This is a genomic window from Paenibacillus sp. 1A_MP2 (genome assembly GCF_052244825.1).
Classification (GTDB): domain Bacteria; phylum Bacillota; class Bacilli; order Paenibacillales; family Paenibacillaceae; genus Paenibacillus; species Paenibacillus vandeheii.
Map to the genome: position 1 here is coordinate 1,611,325 of NZ_JBQQCS010000001.1, position 24,266 is coordinate 1,635,590.

The 24,266-nt window shown below is 37.5% G+C and carries 25 protein-coding genes; 17 read left to right on the top strand and 8 right to left on the bottom strand.

All coding sequences use genetic code 11. The features are described 5' to 3' along the window. Positions 1-82: 82 nt before the first annotated feature. The 3 genes from ACTWJ7_RS08070 to ACTWJ7_RS08080 form a co-directional block, all read right to left on the bottom strand. A complete protein-coding gene (locus ACTWJ7_RS08070) occupies positions 83-412 on the bottom strand; it encodes a hypothetical protein (protein WP_443145301.1) in 330 nt (109 codons plus the stop codon). 75 nt (positions 413-487) lie between these two features. Beyond that, on the bottom strand, positions 488-1,246 hold the full coding sequence (locus ACTWJ7_RS08075) for a helix-turn-helix domain-containing protein (RefSeq protein ID WP_443145302.1): 759 nt from the start codon (positions 1,244-1,246) through the stop codon (positions 488-490). Between the two features lie 176 nt (positions 1,247-1,422). Next, a complete protein-coding gene (locus tag ACTWJ7_RS08080) occupies positions 1,423-1,776 on the bottom strand; it encodes a hypothetical protein (protein ID WP_443145303.1) in 354 nt (117 codons plus the stop codon). 213 nt (positions 1,777-1,989) lie between these two features. Between ACTWJ7_RS08080 and ACTWJ7_RS08085 the strand changes: the two genes are divergently transcribed. From ACTWJ7_RS08085 to ACTWJ7_RS08120, 8 genes are all read left to right on the top strand, one after another. Beyond that, positions 1,990-2,205 carry a hypothetical protein gene (locus ACTWJ7_RS08085; RefSeq protein ID WP_443145304.1) on the top strand — a complete coding sequence of 72 codons (216 nt, stop codon included), beginning with the start codon at positions 1,990-1,992 and terminating at the stop codon, positions 2,203-2,205. A gap of 277 nt (positions 2,206-2,482) precedes the next feature. Continuing rightward, positions 2,483-3,379, top strand: coding sequence for a hypothetical protein (locus ACTWJ7_RS08090; protein ID WP_443145305.1), 897 nt, complete (start codon positions 2,483-2,485; stop codon positions 3,377-3,379). Continuing rightward, positions 3,364-4,269 (top strand): helix-turn-helix domain-containing protein, encoded by a 906-nt coding sequence (locus tag ACTWJ7_RS08095; RefSeq protein WP_443145306.1) that lies wholly within the window; start codon positions 3,364-3,366, stop codon positions 4,267-4,269. Before ACTWJ7_RS08090 ends, ACTWJ7_RS08095 begins: the two co-directional genes overlap by 16 nt. A 303-nt stretch (positions 4,270-4,572) precedes the next feature. Next, entirely contained in the window at positions 4,573-4,941 is a 369-nt protein-coding gene (locus ACTWJ7_RS08100) for a DUF6075 family protein (protein ID WP_443145307.1), read from the top strand. A 243-nt stretch (positions 4,942-5,184) separates the two neighbouring features. After that, positions 5,185-5,430, top strand: a complete 246-nt coding sequence (locus ACTWJ7_RS08105; RefSeq protein ID WP_443145308.1) for a hypothetical protein — start codon at positions 5,185-5,187, stop codon at positions 5,428-5,430. Between the two features lie 433 nt (positions 5,431-5,863). After that, a complete protein-coding gene (locus tag ACTWJ7_RS08110) occupies positions 5,864-6,340 on the top strand; it encodes a helix-turn-helix domain-containing protein (protein ID WP_443145309.1) in 477 nt (158 codons plus the stop codon). 175 nt (positions 6,341-6,515) lie between these two features. Then, entirely contained in the window at positions 6,516-7,451 is a 936-nt protein-coding gene (locus ACTWJ7_RS08115) for an STM4504/CBY_0614 family protein (protein WP_443145310.1), read from the top strand. Positions 7,452-7,608: 157 nt separating this feature from the next. Then, on the top strand, positions 7,609-8,712 hold the full coding sequence (locus ACTWJ7_RS08120; RefSeq protein ID WP_443145311.1) for a hypothetical protein: 1,104 nt from the start codon (positions 7,609-7,611) through the stop codon (positions 8,710-8,712). A 491-nt stretch (positions 8,713-9,203) separates the two neighbouring features. On the opposite strand, the gene ACTWJ7_RS08125 is transcribed toward ACTWJ7_RS08120, so the two are convergent. Continuing rightward, on the bottom strand, positions 9,204-9,521 hold the full coding sequence (locus ACTWJ7_RS08125) for a hypothetical protein (protein ID WP_443145312.1): 318 nt from the start codon (positions 9,519-9,521) through the stop codon (positions 9,204-9,206). 331 nt (positions 9,522-9,852) lie between these two features. Between ACTWJ7_RS08125 and ACTWJ7_RS08130 the strand changes: the two genes are divergently transcribed. From ACTWJ7_RS08130 to ACTWJ7_RS08170, 9 genes are all read left to right on the top strand, one after another. Further along, positions 9,853-10,314: a hypothetical protein gene (locus tag ACTWJ7_RS08130; RefSeq protein WP_443145313.1), complete on the top strand. Its 462-nt coding sequence runs from the start codon at positions 9,853-9,855 to the stop codon at positions 10,312-10,314. Further along, on the top strand, positions 10,307-11,155 hold the full coding sequence (locus ACTWJ7_RS08135) for a TnsA endonuclease C-terminal domain-containing protein (RefSeq protein WP_443145314.1): 849 nt from the start codon (positions 10,307-10,309) through the stop codon (positions 11,153-11,155). The genes ACTWJ7_RS08130 and ACTWJ7_RS08135 overlap by 8 nt, the downstream gene beginning before the upstream one ends. Next, positions 11,136-11,702: a hypothetical protein gene (locus ACTWJ7_RS08140; protein ID WP_443145315.1), complete on the top strand. Its 567-nt coding sequence runs from the start codon at positions 11,136-11,138 to the stop codon at positions 11,700-11,702. Before ACTWJ7_RS08135 ends, ACTWJ7_RS08140 begins: the two co-directional genes overlap by 20 nt. Before the next feature lie 104 nt (positions 11,703-11,806). Continuing rightward, on the top strand, positions 11,807-13,261 hold the full coding sequence (locus ACTWJ7_RS08145) for a Mu transposase C-terminal domain-containing protein (protein WP_443145316.1): 1,455 nt from the start codon (positions 11,807-11,809) through the stop codon (positions 13,259-13,261). 1 nt (position 13,262) lies between these two features. Further along, positions 13,263-14,915 (top strand): ATP-binding protein, encoded by a 1,653-nt coding sequence (locus ACTWJ7_RS08150; RefSeq protein WP_443145317.1) that lies wholly within the window; start codon positions 13,263-13,265, stop codon positions 14,913-14,915. Next, a complete protein-coding gene (locus ACTWJ7_RS08155; RefSeq protein WP_443145318.1) occupies positions 14,912-16,456 on the top strand; it encodes a TnsD family Tn7-like transposition protein in 1,545 nt (514 codons plus the stop codon). The genes ACTWJ7_RS08150 and ACTWJ7_RS08155 overlap by 4 nt, the downstream gene beginning before the upstream one ends. Positions 16,457-16,554: 98 nt before the next feature. Then, entirely contained in the window at positions 16,555-17,292 is a 738-nt protein-coding gene (locus tag ACTWJ7_RS08160; protein ID WP_443145319.1) for a hypothetical protein, read from the top strand. 28 nt (positions 17,293-17,320) lie between these two features. Next, positions 17,321-18,535, top strand: a complete 1,215-nt coding sequence (locus ACTWJ7_RS08165) for a helix-turn-helix domain-containing protein (RefSeq protein ID WP_443145320.1) — start codon at positions 17,321-17,323, stop codon at positions 18,533-18,535. 232 nt (positions 18,536-18,767) lie between these two features. Further along, on the top strand, positions 18,768-19,304 hold the full coding sequence (locus ACTWJ7_RS08170) for a hypothetical protein (RefSeq protein WP_443145321.1): 537 nt from the start codon (positions 18,768-18,770) through the stop codon (positions 19,302-19,304). A gap of 1,233 nt (positions 19,305-20,537) precedes the next feature. On the opposite strand, the gene ACTWJ7_RS08175 is transcribed toward ACTWJ7_RS08170, so the two are convergent. The 4 genes from ACTWJ7_RS08175 to ACTWJ7_RS08190 form a co-directional block, all read right to left on the bottom strand. Beyond that, positions 20,538-21,041, bottom strand: a complete 504-nt coding sequence (locus ACTWJ7_RS08175; protein WP_443145322.1) for a hypothetical protein — start codon at positions 21,039-21,041, stop codon at positions 20,538-20,540. Beyond that, positions 21,032-21,622 carry an amidoligase family protein gene (locus ACTWJ7_RS08180; protein WP_443145323.1) on the bottom strand — a complete coding sequence of 197 codons (591 nt, stop codon included), beginning with the start codon at positions 21,620-21,622 and terminating at the stop codon, positions 21,032-21,034. The genes ACTWJ7_RS08175 and ACTWJ7_RS08180 overlap by 10 nt, the downstream gene beginning before the upstream one ends. Positions 21,623-22,558: 936 nt before the next feature. Continuing rightward, positions 22,559-23,347, bottom strand: a complete 789-nt coding sequence (locus tag ACTWJ7_RS08185; RefSeq protein ID WP_443145324.1) for a hypothetical protein — start codon at positions 23,345-23,347, stop codon at positions 22,559-22,561. A gap of 43 nt (positions 23,348-23,390) precedes the next feature. Then, a complete protein-coding gene (locus tag ACTWJ7_RS08190; RefSeq protein WP_443145325.1) occupies positions 23,391-24,200 on the bottom strand; it encodes a hypothetical protein in 810 nt (269 codons plus the stop codon). Positions 24,201-24,266 lie beyond the last annotated feature (66 nt).

Sequence of the window (24,266 nt, forward strand, 5' to 3'; positions counted from 1 at the left end):
CCAGCTGGAGATTCTTTTTTTTTTGTGAAATTAAATCCATATAAAATCATTACACATAAAAGGCGACTTTATTGAACATGATTCACAGATAGTTGAACGCATTTGAGGGGATTTCACCATTAGAGTAATAACGAATTGCTTTTCCTTTGTTTTTCGCATATTCAATCTCTCTTTTTGTGCTACTCCCAATATAACGATTGACATCAATGACGAATATTTCATCAGAAAGATCAATTTTTCTGAAATGAAGATTCCCAAGTAGTTCAGCTTGTTCCTCAGTTATCTCAAATCCTTCACTCTGCTCAAAGAAGGCGAGGCTGATTACAATATTTCCTTGAAGAGTAAGAAATGCATTAGCATGTTCGAATTGTTCTTTAAACTTTGTCGAGCCACATAAAGTTATTATTTTCATAATCATTTCCTTTCATAGATTTCTTCGCTAAAGTATCTTTTCATTAAGCATTGCGTTTAGAAATTCAAATACATATCAATTCCCTTTAGTACTCCCTGCAATTTTGAGTATTTCATCCATTTCCTCGCTCAAGGCTTCCCAACGATAATAATCAATTGGATCTTCCAAATCTCCCTCTGCCATACCCTCGAAGGCTTCTTGATAAGTCCTTTTACCGTACCTCATTTGCAATTCAGCCACCTCTTGAATGATTTCGAATAATCGCTCTTGAGGGGTTTGTTCTAATTTCTTTTTCTTCTGATAATTCATTTGCATCCGTATAGAGTAGACCGCATCACGCATCAGTTCGACTGCATGTTTAGGAATTTTGTTCTGAGAACCGTTGTCTAAGCATTCCAACCCTTGTTTAATATACTTATTGAGAGTAACTTTCGATACATTTAGCAATTCTGCGGCATCTTTTGGTTTTAAGAGATAGTCATCACGATATGCGAACTCGATACGGTCGCCACCAAGATCGTAATACCACGTTTCAAAGTCCACTTTGAATTTTCCGAATTCCAAATCGCTTGCAGGAAACTCCATTTCAAATAATCGTTCTAACCATTTGAAGATGGTTTTTTTATGTTTAGGAGACAGCAAATATTCTGTCGTATACATAAAATTCTCAGTTTTTAGATTTATACCTACCAGTTTATCAGAGAACATGGTGGATAGACTCGCAATGGTTTTCGTTATAATGTAATCCGTTTCCTTCTCGATGACAAGCACATTCTTTTCTTCGTAGGCAAGCTCGATTTGCTTACATGTATGTTCATAAACATCTTTACGCATATGTTTGATCTCCTCCTCACAACTATATTTTATCATTTAGTTAACGTTTATCAAATATCATTAATTTGTATTATATAAAAATTGTTAATCTGTGTATATGAGTCGATAAACTTCGACAAAACAAAAGACCTCCTACTTACATTAGGAGGTCGTTACCGTTGTCATTGATTGCCATCTCAAGGCAGTATCTCGTCCATGACTTCGACAGGGATATTCCACCGATCTTTCATAATTTCCATTAATTGAGGGGCTGAAAATCCAAGCTCATCCGCCGCTTCGACTGGATGAAAAAACTCAAACAAAAACTTGAATTCTGCCTCAATCTTGTGAGACTCGTCCTGTACCCATTCCATGAACTCATCGGTTTCAATTTCGTTATCAAAAGGATTGGCACCTTCGTTAAATCCGAAAAATGTGCTCCCAATTTGCTCATTAGCCAAATTGTAAATACCAAATTCCATATCATATTTATCAAAATTAATTGATTGCAAAAAAAAGAATTTATCCTTATACATTACCAATTTTTCCATTTCGAAAAACCTCCATATAAAATATGTTCTTCTTAAATTTCTCGATTTTGAGCCTCGGTGATCCTCCTTGAAGTTGCTATTGTTGATACAAGTAATTGCTCATCCTTTGTTGTTTTTAACTCTATATTATAAGCATTTTCCGCAACATAATTCGATTGCATGCCCTTTATTTTGCATAAAATATATAAACAAAAAATCAAGGGGGTGCTGCATATGTATGGGCATCAAATCTATCGGCTATCTACGAATGATAGAGCTAAATTTTTAAACGGAGAGTTGAAGAAAGAGGAATATCGGGAGCTAAATCAACTGGTAAGTGATCTGATGGTTGACGAGGCTGATCTGAGAGAGGATATGGCGGATACAGGTTGGTACTACATTGTGGAGCTAAATCGTTTTGTGAAGATCGAAGCTAACCAAGCATCTTAACACTGATTAATGGTCGGACTTGCTTGTAGGCATTAATAGTTATCAAATCAGTTGCCCTCGACTACAACATAAAAAAACAAAAAGAGAGGCTTTCAACACTCCCGCCAAAGTTGTGTCCACGCAAGCACTCTCTTCGTTCACTTATGAAATAATTATACTACGCTCAATCAGGAAATATAATCTTGAAAATGTTTGAGACGGTTTAATGTTAAATAGAAATGTGGATGAAAGAGAGAATGGGTCAGTTGAAGCCTCCTGTGCAAAGGGGGCTATTTTGATGAAAGAAATGAAGATTTTTAACCAAGTGCCAGTCTTGACGGATGGGCAGATAGACAAGCAAGCAGAGAAACAGATCCGTTTTATGAAGGCAGTACATCCGCAACTTGCGGACGAACATTGGAATGAGGGAAGAGTCGAGCTTAGACCAGTCAAGCGCGATCCATCAATAAGAGAGTATCTACGGAGTTTCGGAACATGGAACCTCGGTGAAAAGGATACCTCCGAACTAAAAAAGTTTCTCCAGATTGTAAATGGCAAAGGAGTGGACTTATACTTTTCGAGCTTTGCGTTTGACTATCACTTGGAAGTTTTCAAGAAGGATGGGAAAAAGTATGAAAAAGGAAAGGTCAATAATGAAAATGCCTTGTTTACGAGTATTTTGGCAATGGATTTTGACGGCATAACGGCAGAAGAATTTCATTCTCAAAAACAACGGCTAATAGAATTGGGCATTGAGACAATTGATATTTTTTCAGGTCACGGGTTTCAGAGCTTTATACTGCTAAATCATAGGGTCACGGATAAAGACATCTACAAGAAATTTACCGCTCTGATGTTGGCAAAAGGTTTCAAGGTTGATGAGGCATTACAAGATCCTGCCAGAGTCCTTAGGATGCCATACAGCTTTAACTGCAAGGCTCTCGATTCTAAGAGCAAATATTACAGCGCGACAAAACCAGAGATTGTTCCAACGACAGAAGTATCATGGACGGAGAAGCGATATCACATTACTGAGGTTTTCGAGAAGCTGAACAGTCTGCCCGATGTGATTAAGCAGATAGAGCCTTTGAGCGAGATTCAGGTAAAATCTATTCCAACTACACCGCTAATCGATACAGACAAGAGAGGAAAAAGGAGAGAAACAAACGGGAGATTGAAGTGGTTGGGGAGATAAAGGTTGAAACCCTTAAAGCTGTTTACAATATGCTGGACTTCGAGCGGCTTCCTGATGCCGTACAAAAGATGCTTGCTGGAAGCCAGGAAGGGTTGCGGAATAAAGTGATGATGTTCATCATTCCGTTTTTGCGGAACAGCCTTGGCTTAAATATCCAGACGATTAAAGACGTTATGGTTTGTTGGGGAGAAAGATGTTCACCGAGTCTGGATGCATCCCACATTTTCAAAGAGACAGACAGAATATATGCAAAAGACTTTAAGGGCAAACATGGCAAGTATACGGAGGAGCTTCGCGGTGCATATGGGTATTTAGAGTTTGAAAATTATACAAAAAAAAACAAACTCATCATTTCGAATGACTTTTTCGATGATCTAAGCGTTCTATCTGATTGTGCAACACGGATTTACTTGGCTATGAAGCTTGGAGAAAGCCTGGAGGGAATCAAAAACTTTAGTAAGTTGGACATCCAAAGGTACGCTCAAATTTCCGAGAGAACTCTGGAGCGAAATATGAAGGAGTTAGTTTTAAAAGGACATGTCACTAAACGCAGAGGGAATCGTAGAGCTGGCGAAAGGTATGTTTATTATTTAAGTCCCTTCTTTAATTCCGTTTCTGGCTTTACTACTCTTGAGAATGCAACGGTTAAATTGATGCTGAATGATCTTACTGATGGTGAGTTAAAATTGTACAGCTTTCTGAGCAAAATTGTATCTCAGAAAGGAGCTGATTGCTGGGCAAGTCAAAAGTACATCGCTCAAAAAATTGGTAAGAAGGGCCATGATTCAATTTCCAAAATGACAGCGAGTCTTCACAAGAAGGGGTTCATTGCAAAAAAGACAATAGAGAGGAACGGGATCAAGCATTCAATTTATAATTTGAATTTCTAATACATCAAACCTGTAGCAGATTTAAGCTCCAGGTTTTTTTGTTTTCTATCAATTTTCAACCGTCATCTATTCACATACTTGGAGGAGTCAAAAACCCTTGGTTTATAAGGGGTTTCAGGTTTTAACCGTCATCTATTCACAATAATAATAGAAACAGGAGAGGAGCGAAGTGAGAGGATGCGAATAAGAAAAACAATACTTAAAACTGCATTACAACATTGAATCAATTTAATAGATGCAAGACTTGTTTTTGATAGCTTGCATGCATATAAGGTATAAACCAATTATCAAGGAGGCATATGTATGCAATTTCATTCAGACGAGCACAAAAGACGATTCAATGATTTATGCGAAAGAGACAAAACGAATATCAAGGACATTGAACGGTGCTCACTCTTTTACATTTTCTCAGGAACAGAACTGTTGTACAAAAATATCGAAATGCTTTACGACTTTGAGGATCATACTATAAGGCTGGAGGCTTACAATCAAGCTTTCCTAACTGGCGGCACTCGTAGCTTGATTGACCTGGCATTTAGTCTATACGGCTCGGAGGCGGAATGCGAGGTTCGCTTTTTGTTTAATACCCTTGATGACTGCAACAGCGTACTTGCATTGCAGGCAATTAAGTATCGATTTCAAATTCCAGTTAAGATCGTTGATTTGAAATAAAGCAGAAGAAACATTAAGATGGCGAGGGAGCTACCGACAAATTTATACTCAATCACTATAAGGATTTATTTACTTGACTCAAAGTAATGGAGTATAATGAAGGCAACTAAATCGAATATTTCAAATCGGAAGCACCGATCTTACCTTAAGGGGGGGGGATCTGTGCTTTTTTATTTGTTTGAAGGGAGTTAAAGGGCAGGAATCGGACTAAACAGATCGTTGATTTAAGGAGGGGAATGAAATATGGAACCAGAGAAGCTACTTTTGACAGTTCGGCTAATGGTGGGAGGCGGTTTATTGTTTTTGGACCAGAGTATTTACAAAATGTATGGTCATGATCTGCTAAACAGACCTTTTATGCAAATTGCTTTCTTTCTCATGTTTGTTGCGACTATGCATATGTTTCAAAAATTGTCGCTTTTTCAACTTGCTTTGGAGATGTTAAAGGATCTTTATCGCCTATATAGAGGCAGTCGTAGTAAGGATTGATAATAAATCTCTCTACATTACACAACTCAATTGACGACGGCAACATGATTAATTGGGGTATGGAAAGTGGGGAAATTAGTAGGTCAATCAAGTTGATAAGTGAACAGTATTCGAATAACATTCATGCCGCCATTGGCGTAGATGATAGACTAAAAGTATAAATGCATTAATGGACAACTTATCTGTTGGAAAAATCAGTATAGGGCTACAAAGGAGATCGAATCCGAGAACAATGGAGTTGTTCTCCTTTTTATGCTGTTACAAAGGAAACTGTATTACAAGAATCAGATGAAACTAAGCTGGAAAAGCAGTAGGGTTTATGAACAATCGTTAACCGTCTCTCCATAAAATTATAATCAATCCTATTGGCTACTATGATGTAGGGTTAAAAACAAATCAGGGTTCCTAACAGGAATAATAATGGAGGGCTAACATGGACGGAAACATAATAGGGGAAAAGAGTGAACAAGGAACAGGCGGTTCTGATAAATTCGCACTTTTGATTAAGCATTATCGAAAGTTGCGCAATTTTTCGTTGAAGGATCTTGAAAATGCCAGTGGTGGGTCAGTTAGTGCGGGCTATATCCACAGACTCGAAAGTGGAGCGCGAAATTCTCCGAGCATAAGCAAGATACTTGCGCTGGCTAAGGCATTGCGGATTAGAAATGAGGTATTGGTTCCAACCTTGTTTTATGAATTAGATGAAGAGGACAGATCATTTTCTTTGTCGGAAGTGTTGATTCAGAATAGCTATTTTTTAGGGAGTGGTATGCTTAGTTCTGAAGCTAAACAGTCGCTTATACGTATTGTTGAGTTTATTGATCATGCCGAATGGTCGCCGACATCTAAAATGAGAGAGATGTATCAGCTATCGGAGATAATTGACGATTTTAAACAAGCCGTAAGCTAAACAGTGAGAAGTGGGGAGCGGGAAAGTGGCTCCTTTTTTTTTGAATTTTTGATCAGTCTATGGAGTTAATATTTAAACTCTATTGCATTGGATGAGTAGCAATGGAAAGCGTGAAATAGGAAGATATTGTTTTAGCAATTTGATATAATCAAAATGACGATGGAGGTGAGCCAACTTGATTTTTGATCTCTTTTCCAAAAGAGGAAAGAAGCCTGATACAGAGATGTTTATATACGACAATTTCCCCGCAGAATTTCGAATTCAGGTCATACATTTATGGTCTGATGCTATTGGCAGGTGGTATCATGAGACTAATTTTTACGGAGAGACGCATACCAGCCCATCTAATAAGATCTGGCTCCAAATTCATAAGCAATTGTGTAAAGAGTATGGCATCTTTTCTCTCAGCGAACAGGGCGATAATCCATATACTCAATGCCAATATTTTATCCAAAATGCTACTACGGAACGAGTTTTGGATATTATTGAAATGAGTTTCTTATGGATCGACGAGGTGGTGCGAAACTGGAATGATTCAGTTTTGCAAAATGCTAATATAACGCAAAGAGCTGAGGATGCTATTGATGAACTCAATCAGCGTTTCCGTGAACATGCTATTGGTTATCAGTATATCAAAGGGCAAATTGTCAGAGTTGACTCGGATTATATATACAAAGAAGCTGTTCAGCCAGCAATTAGTATGTTGTCTGAAGAAGGATTTGAAGGGGCATCTCAGGAGTTCATGTCTGCTCACGAACACTTTCGCAAGGGAAGACATAAAGAAGCAATTTCAGATGCTCTGAAGGCTTTCGAGAGCGTCATGAAAACGATTTGCAAGCGCAAAGGATGGGAAGTTCGAGAAAATGCTACAGCAAAACCTCTGATAAATACACTATTTCAAAATGGATTGCTATCCATAAGTCTCCAAACACAATTTAGTTCTTTAAGGGATACACTGGAAAGCGGATTACCTACCATTCGTAACAAAAACAGTGGTCATGGGCAGGGGGAAAGTATAGTTCATTTGCCTCCTCACTTAGTTGCATATGCGTTACATCTCGCGGCTACGAACATTGTATTTCTAATTGAATCTTATAAGTCTTTAGATTGAAAAAGTAATAAAAATCCAATACAACAGGAGAAAGGTGAGGGAACAGTTTGTTTCCTTGCTTTTTCTGTAGCAATAGAGTTTACTTTAAAACTGTATTGAAATGTCTCTTCTGAGCCGATATAAATGTAAATAATATTTTACAATAATCGGAGAGTATATGGACATCTACAGCATTTTCACGGGTGGAAACGTAAAGCCCAATACAATCGCAAAGAACATTATTCGACAATATTTGCATAATACTGATCGCATACAGCAATTTCACATCAGGAGCCATATAAACAACAAGGATTTCTCTGCTATAACGACAACGCAGGAATTCGAGCACTACATCCAAAGCCAGAATGCTTTTGGCAAAGTGTTTACCAATTTGAACATGGAGGAAGATGAGTGGTATTACTGCGATTTTATAGCTGGCAATGATGCCTGGATCTCAAAAGATGAGACAGGGGTCTACCGCTATTTCTCAAAGGCACGCTGGGGCGGTACAATTAGCCTGAACATCTTTGATATGGTCGAAATAGTCTTTGGAAGAACTGATGACGCGGAGAACGCATTCCAGAGCGCTCGAAGCCTACTCGCCAACTTGTTTGGGTTGACACTAAAGGACGAATGGGTGCTACAACAAGCTCAAAAGTATCAGAGCAATCTGCAATACATACGTGGAGAAAGAAAGGATCTGGAGCAAGCGTATCCCGCAGTGTTTCAATTCATTCAAAAATACTATGCCATCTTAGAGTATTTCAACGATCATCAGGAGGATAAATTATATCGGGTCTTCAGTTACGAAAATCAGCATGTGTTTTTCTCCGCAACCAATCGAATTAAGGAAAGATTGAAAATTAGTCAATCAACCGTGACCAGATCCATTAATATGCTCACGCTATTAGGATTAATTATAAAAATTCATCATCAAAAACTACCAGGTCGAATGCTCGAAATATCAGATGCGATTTTGAGTTATCGGATCAATCAGGGCTATGTAGGAGGCAAAAGAATCACTTTTTATATGATCCCTGATTATAGTAATGAAACATTGGAATTCGCAGAAAAAGTCGTACTATCATTGCAAGCCGCTGGTGCATGGGGAAGTCTGCTAACAAAAGAAAAAGTAATTAAGCACTTTGGAGAAGCTAAAGCGAATCAGGTGTATTTGGCGGAATACACTGCAAAGAAAGTTAATTCAGCAGACAATTCGAAATCGATTGTTGAAACAGAAGACCTATCATTTGACTTAGAGGACGATCCTATTCCATTTTAACAATAGCAAAATCATATAATTCAAACTATAGTCATCGGTTTAACTCGTTAAAGTTGTGTATCCTATGTTTGGATGAATGCTATCTTATATCAAGCATATTTCCCTGAGATGGGATGCTTAGTTTTAAGCTTATCACAAATGAGGAGATTGCATAAAAACTAAGGTTTACGCGTAGGCGAATATTGAAACTACGTTTTTCGCTAAGCGTCCGTAGGGACGCACACATAGAAGATTGCGAAGTAGCATAACACTTTTATTTGTATTTTAGCTTGATAAATTAAAGACATTTTATATATGCAACCATTTATTTACATTTCATTTCGCAAACCCACTCAAGGCGCACATTTTCCACGACAAAAAGAGAGGAAATCTCCTCTCTCTCCTCGTAAACTACCAGACACTTTTTAATGCGACTGCAAACGAAACGATCTCGACCTTTTTTCCTTTTAATAGAACATATCGAACCGATTCCCAAGCTATCAGCATAGATATCATTCCCCAGCCACGTATCCTAATATTGCCGTTATCTGCCCATAGCTAAATCCAACAACAACAATTGCAATCAAGTAAAATGTCAAGCGTGGCTTTCCCCGTTTAAATACCTTCCTAAATACACTCAGCCACTTTCTCAATCCACTCGTTTCATTCGTCCAATTTTTATGTTGACGGAAAGCTCCCCAAAGCGGTAGAAGAACAACTGAGTAAACTGTTACATACAGCAAAACGTCTATTAGAATTGATACAATGAACGCCAAAATCGAACTCAAAAATGCGATGCCTAAGATATAACCTAATGTGTTTTTAATCATGTCAACACGCTCCTGTTTTTAATTTTGCCTTGTGCACATCTCACTGCCTAACTTCCTGCCCGTCCTTTAGATGAATACAATCATTTCCCATTTGTTTATAAGTCTCTATATGATAGATTTCTGAGTTGCATATAATCGTGTTTTGATCAAAAGAACGTGATAATCATCGGTTGTTGATTAGTTCGCTATGGGGTATAATGTTGCCAAGAACACCGAAACCAACTATGAATGCATTGGATATATGCTGTTTCCTTTTAAAAAAAAGGAGACTCGTCGCATATAGGCAATGCATTTTTTTGTGCTTTAAAAAGTAGAAAGAAGGTTGATAAACATGGATAGATGTAAAGTTGTCAGGTTTAATTCGGGCGAAGGTCTAAAGACAGAGGTTGTACTTATTTTAGATTTTTATATAGAAACAAGAAGGCTTCAAAAATTAGTAAATAAGTTATTGGCGACTCCCTTCTTATTGCCAATCAAAACAATTGATTTTATTGACAAAAATATTGGAAAATTCGCTGAATTCTATTATGGAGAGGTCAATAGTTTGGCTGAAATACAGTTCATCAATCCTAATAATTTTGTTATCTCTTTCGAAAATGATAACATTCACAGTTTCCTTGAAGAAGAGGAGTTGAATCAATTTGGAATAAAAAGTGTTGAAGAAATGTTTGAGGGAGACACGATCAATAACTTAGTTTTAACCAATTATAGTTACGGTCAAAAATATCCTGAATCGACGGAGGCCTATCTTATCTCTCTGAAACTGAAGGGTGGGGAGGGAGAACATGTCTAAATTTAACTACGACATATCTGATGCTAAGCTACAACGATTCATAAAAGAAGGAAGAGGTCAGGGGCGTGGGGCAGAATATCAACCATGGCTAAATGTCCATAGCATTGCATCTCGCGGAAGAGTCAGTAGGGTATCTGGCTGGAAAACGGACAGGGTACATCATTTTTTAACAGACAATGAGACGCGATACTTTTACTTATGTGAGTGGTCAGATGCAGTAATTGACATTCGTGAGCATTATCCCCTCATGGATTTGTATGAGATGACAGACATTTTAGATGATGACTTAACGAAAAAACTAATGGATCGCAAAACGGGTACTCCACATATTTTAACGAGCACGTTTTTATTAACGATGAAAAACGAGCAGGGGCAAGAGCGAAATTTTGCACGCAACATCAAAGAGGCGAGGGAATTTGAAAAAAACTCAGTCATTGAACGTTATGAGGTCATTCGCCGATATTGGCACAAAAAAGGTATTCCCTGGGCACTGATCAGTTCTTCTGAAATCAATGCCGTGCGAGCAAAGAACATTGAATGGTTACACGCCACAAGAAGACTAAGTGATTGGGGCTACTCGGAGCAGCAGATTGCAGGCGAGAGCCAATTATTATTGGAGTTGTTGAGTGGTAAGCAAGGATCGATAAAAAATGCAATCGATCGCTTTGATAGTCAATTCTCAGAAGACCAAGGGAAAGGATTATTACTGTTCAAGCATTTACTTGCCAGAAAGAGAATCAAAATCGATATGGATGAGACTATTGATCTTAACCACTCTACTGAATACATCGAGATTGCTAACTATAAAGGAAGTGATATATTTGCCCAGGATAGCTGTTAATACAATGCTCCAATATGGAGGAGATCCAAAGCAAATAGAAAGAATTTTGTGGATCGATGCTGGACGAGTCCATTGCTATATCATTAACATCTTCATGAATCGATTCCCTGAACTACGATTGATTGAGGATATAGAGAGAGGAATACAGGAAGAAGTGATTCATGTGGTCGCGGATCAGTGGTTCTCTCTCGTATGCGAGGAGCTTTTATCTGCAAAGGCAAGGGTTCAAATGGAGGATGCTTGGGCGAGCATCAATCAATTAGTAGATCATGAGCCAGCCATATTCGACACGGCTTCTCGTATGAAGCTAATCCAAAAAGCATCGGACTTTTCAGGAGTCAGCACAAAAACTATTGGACGATACCTGAAATCATTTTGGGTCAAGGGCAAGGTCAAATACGCTTTGGCTCCATCGTTTGATAAAAGAGGAGGCGCTGGAAAGACGAAAGCTTCAGGTCAAGCCAAACGGGAAGGCCGCGAAAATACAGCCAGGATACGGGAATTAATGTTGACGAGGAGGTTGAACGTATATTTCGAGTCTCATTAAAAAAATATTATTATACCTCGAAGAAAGCACCGCTCACGTTTGCTTTTCAAAAGATGATTCAGGAGTTCTATAGTCAGGAGCATAAAATAGAGGATGGCATAAAGATGCCTATTATCCAAGGTGCTAATGAATTGCCGACATATGCGCAGTTTAAATACTTCTTCCAGAAGGAGAACAGCATCAAAAAGGAAGTCTCAACGAGGTTTAGTTCGAAAAAATATGAGTTGCTTCACCGTCCTGTGTTGGGGAGTGCAACGGCAGAAACTATTGGACCAGGGTCACGCTACTTGTTCGATGCGACTGCTTTCGATGTATATTTGGTTTCAAGAATTAATAGGAACTGGATAATTGGACGTCCCTACCTCGTATACACCCAGGATGTCTTCAGCAGATGCATCACTTCGATCCATGTCACTTTGGAAACAAGCTGGCTCTCTGCGGCAATGGCAATTGCAAATTGTTGCGAAGATAAAGTAGAGTTTTGCAAGCAATATGGAATCGATATCCGACCAGAAGAATGGGAGGCAAAGCACCTACCCGAAACCATTCTTGGGGATCGCGGGGAACTCTTTACGAAAGATGCAGAGACCCTTATAAGTAATCTGCATGTCAAGATTGAGAATACCTCATCGTATCGTGGGGATTTGAAAGCAATTCTTGAGCGACATTTCCGAACGACAAATGATTTGACGAAAATGATGTTGCCTGGGATCATCAATCCTGATTTTAGGCAGAGAGGTCCTTCCTCACGCGATTATCGATTGGATGCAAAATTGGATTTATACCAGTTCACCCAGATCATCATCCGATGCGTGCTCTATCATAACAACCACTACCTGCCGAATTATCCTCGCGAGGAAATGATGATCAGCGATGATGTAGAGAGCATCCCATCAAAAATCTGGCAATGGGGTGTGCAATATAGATCGGGAAAATTGAGAGAAGTTTCGAAGTCAGTTGTCTTACTAAACCTGCTTCCAACTGCTGAATGCCTGGTGACTTACCAGGGGTTAAAATTCAAAGGCTTGTTTTATAGCAGTCATACGGCACTTAAAGAGCGGTGGATGGAAAAAGCGCGCACGGGAACCTGGAAACTTTCTGTGAGCTACGATCCACGAAATCTCGGGACGATATATCTACGGGGAGTGGGTGACAATGGGTATGAACCTTGCTATCTGTTAAGCCAGTACAATCAATATAATGGTCGCACTCAGGAGGAAATTGAGTATTTGCAGGAGTTTGAGCGGATGCAAAAGGCGCAACATGCAGAAAAAGAGCTACAACCTCAAATTGATCTCATCACACACATCGAAGCTATTGTACAGGAAGCGGAAAAGCAAACGAAAGAGCAATATGTCTCGGGTACAAAAGCTGAAAAACTTCGTGGAATTCAAGACTATCGGAATTTTGAAAAGCAACTCATGCGAAATGAGGAATCCATACACGCTCAGCTTGGGTTCGGAAAATCAATGAATTCTAAAGACAATGTGGATTCCGCTGGCAACATTGACTATTTTAATGATTTCGATTTGTTGAAAAAGAAACGAGGGGAGGAATAGCATGAATGAATGGATACAGATTCCTAACGGGGCTTTGGCACAAGTAGCTCAATATTCACCGCAAATCGTGAGTCAATACAAAGACAACGCAATGATTGAGGCACTGCCCTCTATCATGTCTAAAGAAGAAGTAGTTCAAGCCCTGAGTAGTTACCCTCACTTTGATAAGGAAGAACGCTATGCCGACAGTCATTACCGCTTTCACATGATCCAGCAACTGCTTGGCTATTTTCAGGTGATGCCTCTTCACATTGACCTTGAAAATCGAATATCGAGACTGATTCGGCAGGGCTATGTCAATCGAAACCCTATACAGCCTACCTATGCGAGCCAAATGGTTCAAGGATATGCAGATATTCAAAGGGGGCAAATCCATCAAAACATACAAACTTCTTCTTCGGGACTGACCATTGTTGGCGTAAGTGGTATGGGGAAGAGCACGGCTATCAATCGCATTCTCTCTATGATGCCACAAATCATTAGTCATTCGGAGTACAATGGTGTTCAATTAAGCGCCTATGAGGTTGTATTTCTGCGTTTGGAATGCCCTCCAGACGGCTCAATTAGAGGGCTAATTAATAATTTTTTTGTAGAGTTGGATCAGCTCCTCGGGACAAATTACATGGATCGCTTTGGCAAAAACACTAAATTATCTGCCGCCTCTTTGATGCCGATTGTCGCCCAAATCGCAAGGGGCTGTAACTTAGGGCTTCTTTGCGTAGACGAGATCCAAAACTTATCCGTAGCAAAAAGTGGCGGTGCGGAAAAAATGCTCTCCTTCTTTGTTACGTTATCGAATTCTATAGGTCTTCCAACTATCCTAATTGGAACTCCCACCGCTCAATCCCTTTTCTCTGATTTCCGTATTGCACGACGAGGTAGTGGCCAGGGTGACGTTGCCTGGCTACCAATGAAGAAATCTGAGCCGAGTTGGAGGCTTTTCATCGAAGGGATTTGGGACCATCAGTGGGTTCGGAATCCAACGGAATTAACAACAGAGTTGAATGATACGATATATGAAGCGAGTTGCGGAATAACGGACATTGCCGTTAAAATTTTTATGTTCTCTCAGATACGTGCGATAACATCAGGGACAGAAACGATAACCCCACAGATCATCAAGGGTGTCGTTAAAGATAGCCTGAAATTAGTTGAGCCGATGTTGAACGCGCTTCGCTCAGGCAACCTGAACGGCATTGCCAGGTTTGGCGATATCAATATTGCTCCAATCGATGGATTTATAGCGGCGGAGCAATCCAAGCTGGATTTAGGAAATTTGCTTCAAACGTTTCAGAAAACACAAAAAGAACAACAGGTGCAAGCTGAGCGATTGAAACAGGATGCCGTAGTGCGATTAACACTATTAGGGGTTCCAGAAAAAGATGCCAAACATAATGTCGGCAAAATCCTCTCGGAAATGCCACGTGTCCAAACCGTTCAAGAGGTTGTACAGGAAGCTTATAAGCTTCATCTTGGTCTAATTGAAGATATGCAAGCTACAAGCAAGACACGACCGCAAATCGAAGATGAACGTGATTTGCGGAAGTTGGTTAAGGCAGGAAAGGAGAATGGTTTAACTGCCTATCAGGTGCTTAAAGATGCTGGATATATTGCATCAGACTTTTCAATAGACGCTGGAAGTGAAATCGAATGATGCTTCAATTTCCGATTCCTTACGAGGACGAATTATTGCATAGTTTGCTTGCCAGATTTGGGATTCGAAGTGGCAACATAAGTAAAAGGGCTATCTTGATGGACATATTCGGAACAGATAGCTTCACAGCCTGCTTGGAATTGCAACCAGGCATCAGCAATATAGTATCAAATTTACCTGTTAGCTCAACAATATCAACCAATCAACTTATTCTCCACAACTCAATGTACCTCTTTTATACGGCTTTTCGAGATGAAGAGCAGGCGCACGCCATATATGAGAGTATGCTTGATGAACATGGGAGGGATCTGCATAATGCCATTGGTTTGATGTCGTCAGCTATAAAGCCACATACTCATTTCCAATACTGTGTATTGTGCAATCAATTAGATATGGAGAGACATGGTGAATACTATTGGAGGCGAATTCATCAAATTCCAGGCGTTCGAATTTGCATCAAACATGGCATATGGCTTTCTGAAAGCTCGGTTTTGATGAGAGAAAGAACGAAGTATGCATTCATAGCTCCAACACAGGATCATTGCTCTGATCATTCTGTTCAAGAAATTGCTGACAAAGAACTATTGAGTCAATACAGTTGCATCGTGAACAACATTGAGAAGTTGCTCAATTTCAAATACCCTCATCGTCCAATGGATTGGTTTCATAAACACTATATAAATCAGTTGATGCGGAAAGGCTATGCCTCTAATAAGGGAAGAACTGATTATAAGCGGTTAAGAGCAGAATTTGTTGATTTTTATGGAGTTGAACTGCTGGAAATTCTCCAATCATCAGCAAATGGCGATAGTAGTTGGTTAAAGCTAATTTTCCAAAAACATCGAAAAGGATTCCATCCTATTCGTCATTTACTGGTTATGCAATTTTTGGGACTGACACTGGAGGAAGTTTTTAATAGCGATCCATCTGAAATAGATGGTCATGAGAGTAAAACATCTCTGCCAAAGAGAGAAATTATGAAGAAAACAATGACTGAAGAATACAGAAGGCAAGCTAAAAGGGAGAGACGAGAAGTATGGTTGCAAATGCGAAATGATTATCCTCATCATGGTAGATTGGAGTTGAGGAAGCTTAATCCCAAGGTGTATGCGTGGCTCTACCTGTATGACCGAGAATTTCTTATGGATCACATGCCCGAAAAGTTGCCACCGAAGGCTGGTACAACACGTCATGATTGGGAAAAGAGAGATTTAGAAGTTCTTGAAAAAGTTGCTGAGATTGCAGAACAGTTGATGAGTGAAGGAGGGAAGCCACGCCGCATCACTTTGGAAAGAATACAGGAGATCATAGGTAGCAAATGTTTAATGCCTAAACATTTAAAGAAGATGCCACGTACTCGAACCTTTCTTGAGCAGGTGGTAGAAGATGCTGAAGCGTTTCAAAAACGTAGAGTATTGTGGGCAATCGGGGAATTGAAGTCGAACGATGAATCACTAACTTTAAACCAAATAAAGATTAAGGCAGGGGTAAGTAACGTGAAACACATAATAGAAGAGTTTGAGTTCAACAGTGTATATTGAGTTTGACACGGAAGTTTTACAGAGTCTTAAGTAAATCACTGGACAAAAATGAGGTAAAATAGTAAAATCATATACACATACGAGAGGAGTGGTGTTTTTTGGAGACTGTTACCTTGCACGATTTTAATGAGAAGAGAAAATTGGTTGAGTGTTTTGTAAACGGAACTGGAGTGAACAGTGAAAAAAAGTATGCAGATAATAGTATAACCAAAAATAAGTATAGAAACTCCAACTCCGATGAAGTTAATCAACTTGTATATGAAGTATTTAAAGATATGTATATCATTGATACTTATAGAGAAAATGGGTACGAGCATATACGGCTTTACTCAATTTTTAACAAACACTTGTATGTAATCCTGAGAGAAAGCACATTTCAGGAGCAAATTGATAGAGCTGATGATGAAAATACAAGTATTCATTACTTGTATGCTTATGCTATGAAAAACAAATACTTAATTAATGAACCTCTTCCAATAAGAGGTCAATTAGAAATGTTTGAAGGGGAAATAGTTTCAGCAAGAGATGTCCTTATTCAAAATAAGGCTAATATTGTAATGAAAAATATGGACGTAGAAGTAGTTCAACTTATTACCTACAATGTGGTTCATGGAAAAGTTATCTCAGCCAAGAGCAGGGTTCTTCATCCAGATATTGTTTTAACCCCAATTTATGAAGAAGACTTAAGTCATTACATTGTTGGGTACAACAACGAAGATGATACTGTTGGTTTTGTAGTTGAATCAAATTATTCAGATTTTTCAAACCAAAAACAGGATCAGGAAATTCAAAACTTACTCAAACTTAAAAGTATACACAAGGATCAAGATGAGTGAAAAATAAATTCTGAGAAAGGAGTTAGCTATGGCTATCGTAAGTACCTTTAACAAGGACAGATTAAAATCAGCAAGAGTATTCTTAGGATTTACGATATCCGAGTTGGCGGAACTCTCGGGTGTATCTAAACAGGCGATTTCACAATTTGAGAATGGTAAAACTAAACCTACTTTAGAAACACTCATGAAGTTAATGTATGTTCTTAAGTTCCCAAGGGAGTATTTCTATGAATCAGATACCCTTGAGGAAATACTGGTTGGAAACACTTTTTTTAGATCGTTAGTATCAACATCTAAAAAGGAACGATTATCTCAAATTGAAAAAACAAGATACTTTTCTAAACTTTGTGATTACCTTGAAAAGTACATTGATTTTCCTTTAATAAACTTGCCTAATGTCAGCGACCTGATTAACTTACCTGAGAATAAATTAGATAACCCCAGTGTTTTGGAACGTGAAGATATTGAAGAAATTGCACTTTCATTAAGAAAATATTGGGGAGTTAACGAAGACCCGATATCTAATATTGTATTCTTGTTAGAGAAAAATGGATTCGTAATAACTTCGTTGGCAACAGATACTTATAAAATTGATGCTTTTAGTCAAAGGCAAATGATTAATAATCGCGAGAGATACGTGATTATTCTTGGAGACGGGAAGCAATCAGCAAGTAGGAGACAATTTGATACAGCTCATGAATTAGGACACATGCTTCTTCATAATTGGAACACTGACTACAATGACATCTATCTTGAGGAACATCGATTAATTGAGCATCAAGCAGATTCATTTGCAGGAGCATTTCTTTTACCAAAAAATGCATTTTTGAAAGATCTTCATTATCCCAATAATCTTAGCTTCTATATTGACTTAAAGAAAAAATGGAAAGTATCTATTCAAGCGATGATAGTTAGAGCGTTTCACTTAGAAGCGATTAACTACAATCAGTACACCTATCTTATGAAGCAAATGAATCAAAAAAATATGCGGAAGAAAGAACCTCTGGATGATATTCTTAGCGTTCCGAGACCAATGTTAATTAATAAAGCGGTGGATATGCTACTAAAGGCTAATATATTAAGACCGAAGGATATCATTGAAGCTGATGGATTAAATCTTACACAGGAAATTGTTGAATATTTGCTTAATCTTCAAAAGGGAACTTTGAATGAAGAGAAGAAGGACAATGTTGAAGTCTTATTGCAGTTTCGAAATCAACATGAACTAAATACTTTACCATAGACGGTAAAAATAATAAAAAATAGAGCTAAGCGTATTCAATTCATCTCACAATACGTTCAGCTCTATTTTTGTTGTGAGTCCAAGTAGTAACTCAACATATATTCCGAAAAGATACCTTTTCGGAATATATTATTGAGAAAAGTAGGAATATGGAACTGTTTGTCGAATAACTGTAGACAATAGATTTTTATTATTTAGAACTTATCATTGTTTAAACAAGGGGGAGATTACATTGATTTTTGAGTTATATGATGGTGTAATTTCAAATAAATTATATAGGAAATTATTGAATTTTGAGAAAAAGGGGCTATTAGTATTAAAATTTAAAGAAAATCAAATTCATATTAATGTTATAAATGATTTGGATAAAGGAATTGTTGAAAAAATTGAAAATTTAAAAAATATTTTAGCGAAGAATTATTTATTCAAGGGATATCCCTTGTTCTTTTTTGGTATAAATGAAATCGCAGAAATTGATAAGAAAATAGAAAAAATTCATTTGAATGAATTGAATTTTATTTCAAGTTATTTAATATCAAGAGTAGAAACTACAAAACAGTTTCCGTTTTTAGCAATTCCTTTGTCGGTTATCATCCCTATTCTTAATGTTAATGATAGTATTAATTTTATGTCATTTATTTGGGTTGTAGGTATTTTGTATGTGATACTCGGTTTTTACACTGTGAAAAGTGTTAGAAGAATAGGAATTGATGCAGGAATTATAGATAGAATTAAAAAAAACAACCAGTTCCATAAGAAACAAAGCTGAGATAACGTTGTTTGGATCAATGGAAGAGTGAATTCATGATGGGTGTAGAAGCATGTTCAAAACTAAATGGCGTAACTACGACTAACTTTAAAAAATTGCGGATCGGGATTTGAAAACGAAAAAAGAGAAAAGCATTTTCCCAGTCTTAACGTATATGGGATTAGTAACTTAGAATTTCTTAGTTTTGGTAAGACTAATAAGAACAGAAGACATCGTGAACGATTCTTTGCTTTCTAAGTTAGTTGAAATACATTGATACATAAAACTCTCGCCAAAGTTCAAAGCGCAACGCCTCTTAGTGGTTTCGAGATATTTAGCTACTAAAGACGAAGTACAAACATTGTATCTAATCGTAATTATAAGGTAGATTTAAGATTATTCTTGTCAGAATATACTACATGAAGTATACCACAAATCTCCTTTTATTAGGGGATGTTGCGGTCTTTTTGCGTTTTCGAGAAAAATTGGAGGATAAGGAAAATGAAATGCTGTATGTTTTGTTCTAATCAAGTTGAGATACTTTTTAATCACATGATGAATGATGTTGGATCTCTGTGTTTGGAGTGTTACATGAAGATTCAGGGCACATGTTCAGTCTGTAGTAATAGTTTCATGCCAAGCGAAGTGAAAGAGGACGCGACGTACAACGTTAGGGCAAAATTTATTGGAATGGGTGAAAGGAATATAATTGTATGCGACAGTTGTTATGTAGAGGTTCAGAAAAGGTTTCCTGGAAAGATTGGATGAGCCACGAAGATCAAGGGATTAGGTCATTGAATGTTTGGATAAGACTGATAATAACTATGTCACATTACTCTAATTACTTACTCAGAAAATAAAATTTTCTATAATGAAAAATGAGTTGTGATTGAAATTATAAATGAGATGGAGAGTAATGACCTTAATTGATGAGACAAGAAGATCAGAGATGTTAATCACAGAGGGAAAGAATAGGTTCTTTAACGTAATGAATGCGAAATGTTCTGGCTGAAACTCTTCAAAGAATAGAGGATCTGAATGCGAAGTATAGTATCGCTTTGCCTAATCTGAAACAATTTCGAAACATTTGAAATTGTATCCCGATGTTAGCTGAGAAACGAACTGAAATTACTCTATATTTATAGATGTTGCAAGTGAAATCAATGAAAGCAAGCCACAAGTTGTTTAGTTGAACATCATGGAATTATTCATTTTAAATACCCCAGACTGATTCAGTCTGGGGCGGGGGATGAGTTAAAGTAATTGTTTTCTCTTTTCATCGCTCAGTTTTCCTTGAATTACATCGTAAACATACAAGGGAATCTCAAAATTATTTTGTTTCATGTACCAGAGTAAACTATTTTTTATAATTGAATCCATTATTATAGCATCTAAGCAATTCAAAATGTATAAAGGATTAAGTCGAACTTTAGATCCTGTCGATTTTGAAATCTCATAATTAATTGCATTAAAGTTTTTGTCGAGTTCAAAGTTCTCATCAACCGCTTTATTAATTATAGATGCAACATATACTATATAAGTTTGAATGAGAGCAGGATCAAAGGTGCTGTTGAACGTTCGAAATTCAATAGTTTTAGATTTTTTAGAAAGGTTGCTTAAATTAAGCCCTACAAATCTCCCAGCATATAGATTTGTAAGAACATAATCTTTATCTTCATCATTTTCTATTTTTGTTAGTACCTCGTTAATAGAGTAAACCCTACGATATAATGATTTGTCTGCGATAATTAACGGCACTGCATAATGTTCGATTCTTTTTTAGGAATTGATTCATTTGTTCCAGCAGAAAGTAAATAGGTGAGGGGTTCCATATTGCGATATATATTTCTTAAATTTATCCAGTGCCTTCCTTGAGAAAACGCTTTACTTCCAACGTGAACATGAAAAGCGCAATCTTCATCCGTAATAGCTCCAATGTCATTTAGTCTCTTACAAATGAATGATATTTGTGACCAATGCACTTCTAAGTCTTGTAGTACAGGAGATATTATTTCATAAGCCCCATTTGTTTCTTTGCTAAGTTTCCAACCATCTACTGATTTTGCTTGATCTCTTTCTAACACTTGCTGTTCATAACACAGTTTATTTTTTAAAAGTGACTCAAGTAAATCATTTACTTTTGATTCATCCACTTTAAACTCTATCTCGATACCAAAAGTTATGTGAGGAAAATCAATTTTGGGTTTATAAAACGGATTGAAGCCCTCCAATCTATCATTGATTTGGGATAGTAACGAATTTTGCTTATCGGTACCATAAAACTCATCCTTCTTACGCAATAAGCTTTTTAATTTCTGAAATATACTAATTATGACCAAGTCTCCTTAACTATGGGATATTCTATTTTATCGGCATAATTATTGAGGGTATTAATACAAGACTGTACTGTATAACAAAGCAAAGAGGATAACTGAAACTGCTTCTCCAACGAAGGAAATGTTTGATCTTTTGGTAAGCCTATTAGATGAAGTGATTTCAAGTGATTTTAAAGCGAATTTCTCCGAGCATTCCTTTTATCTGGAACTATTGGATAACTTGTCATTACATTCACTTTTAATCCTAAAGGATAATATGAATTGGCCTACACAAATCGTTACGACAGGTGGGGGAGACATGTACAGGGTAATGCACAACAGAATGATTGGTATATAGATTTCATAGTTGATTATAGCAGAAAGCCTTCTTTTGAAAATTATACATCAACTTCATTGCATTTTGTTGAGCTGGTGATTCGAGAGTTACACACAAACGGACGGACTTATTTCAATTAATCAAAATGGTAGAAATCATGTTTTTTAACATTGCAAGGAGAGGGCTTGCTAAAGTATATTACATAATAGTTTGTAGTCTTCATGTTCCTTTATTGAAATTATTGATTTATTCAATCAAGATAACTTTGTATTATTCAGATTCCATAGAAGACACACTTACCTGAGTGTGTTTGTTAAAAAAAAATGATAGCTCGCCATTTTTAAATCTAAGGCTTTTTTATGTTACAAATTTTATTAGTGATTTCAGCAGATTTTTAAAGTGAAAATACTAAATCACGGGGGAGGCAACCTCAAAAGCACTAAAAGGAATGAAAATCCTCAGAAGGTTGTTCGGTCTTACGTAAAAAAGCGAGGCTTCCCTCGCTTTAACATTGCATCGCTGGTTTTCGAAGATCTTTCTGTTGTTACTCTTTAGCTGACCAAGAGATACTCCTCCTATAAAGAAGACCTAATCTTTTAAATGGAATTAATTAGTAGTTTATGTTAGATGATAACGTCTCGAATACCAATAATACGATTCGCATCAATATTTACGGATTCATTTAGATAAATCATCGGATTCCGAGGGTCTGCATAGTGGGAAATTACGAAAAGGAGTCTTTCAACAAGTTGATGTAAAAAGTAGGTGTGAATATTTGTATGATCCTCCAATGAAATCGTCGAAACATCGATTTCATTGATGAAGGCTTTGAATGTAATAACAGAAGGTCTCGAACGTTCAGCCCACGCATCAACAAGCTCATCACTGACTTTAGAAATAAACTCTGGACATTTAAGCATTTCTTCAATATTATTGTCTTCTTCGGCTTTTTCGTTGAACATGAAACCATTAATACGACGGTCACGATTCATACGATAATCCAAATAGGGTGAAGATTTGGGAACATCATTAACCAGAAGTTTAAGGTGTCCATTTTCGTTCACCAGAGGTGTAATTCCGAATTCAAGCATAAAAGATTTGAATGGGGTATCCAAGCGGAACAATTCTTTTAAACTTAGCATTCCGTATTGATAGAAAGACTCTCTATCGATGATAGGAGTAATATGGCTTATAAGGACAGCATCTATATAGATGTCTTCTGGAACCAAATTAAAATACTCCAGGATATCATCCACACATAGATTCTCGTAGTAGTAGCCACCATCCTTCATCTTAACTCGATAACGCTGAGATTGGAGAAACTCTACAAATTCAGCATGTGATACGCCAAGAATGTTTTTTGCAGATTCAAATTGCGTGGTAAGAGATGTTCCGTCCAGTATATTTTCCATGATTTATGCTCCTTAGATTATGACGTATTAGAACGTGCCAACGTTAAGTAGTAGTCTCTCGAATTTCAATAATGCGATCAGCTCCGATGCTCACATTCTCTTTCAGGTATACCATTGGAATGTCCGCATCGTGATCTGTTACCGCAAAGAGTAGTCGTTCTATTGCTTCGCATAAGAGGTAGCAACGATTATGCTTTGGGTCGTCCGTGGAAAAGGGATAAGACGATTCATCCAGTTCACTTAGCAACACCCTAAAACATATTACCGATGGTTTTGCCCGTTTCACCCATTCTTCAATAAGTATTTGGTTTCGGAGAATATCTCTGCTTATATCTGAGATAAATTCAGGGCATTTCACCATTTCGGATACATTTCGATCAGATTCGGGGCTGTCGCCAAATAAGAAGCCATTGATACAACGGTCACTTATCATCCGCATATCGAGATGATTTGATGATCTTGGCTCACCATTCAGGAGAAGTTGAAGAGATCCATCTTCATGGACAACAGGTTCGATTCCATATTCAAGCATAAATGACTTAAAGGGTGTTTCGGTGAGAAACAGATCCTTGAGACTCAACATTCCGTGTTGGTAGAAAGATTGGTCGTCGATGATAGCAGCTACATGACTTACGGTAATTGCATCAAATTGGATGTCATCGGGAGTCTTTTGGAAATAATCGAAGATTACGTCAGGTGTTAAATTGTCGCAGTACGTTGTAATTTCTTCATGTCGCACTCGGTAACGCTGAGATTGGATGAAAGAAATAACCTCAGCAGTTGATACACCGAGGATATTGGCTACAGACTCAGATAGACTTGAAATTGAAATTCCGTTCAATATTTTCTCCAAGTAAATACCTCCTCCTATTTATTACTCACATTCGGTTAAGCTCATTTGATTTCTTCTTCTGATTTC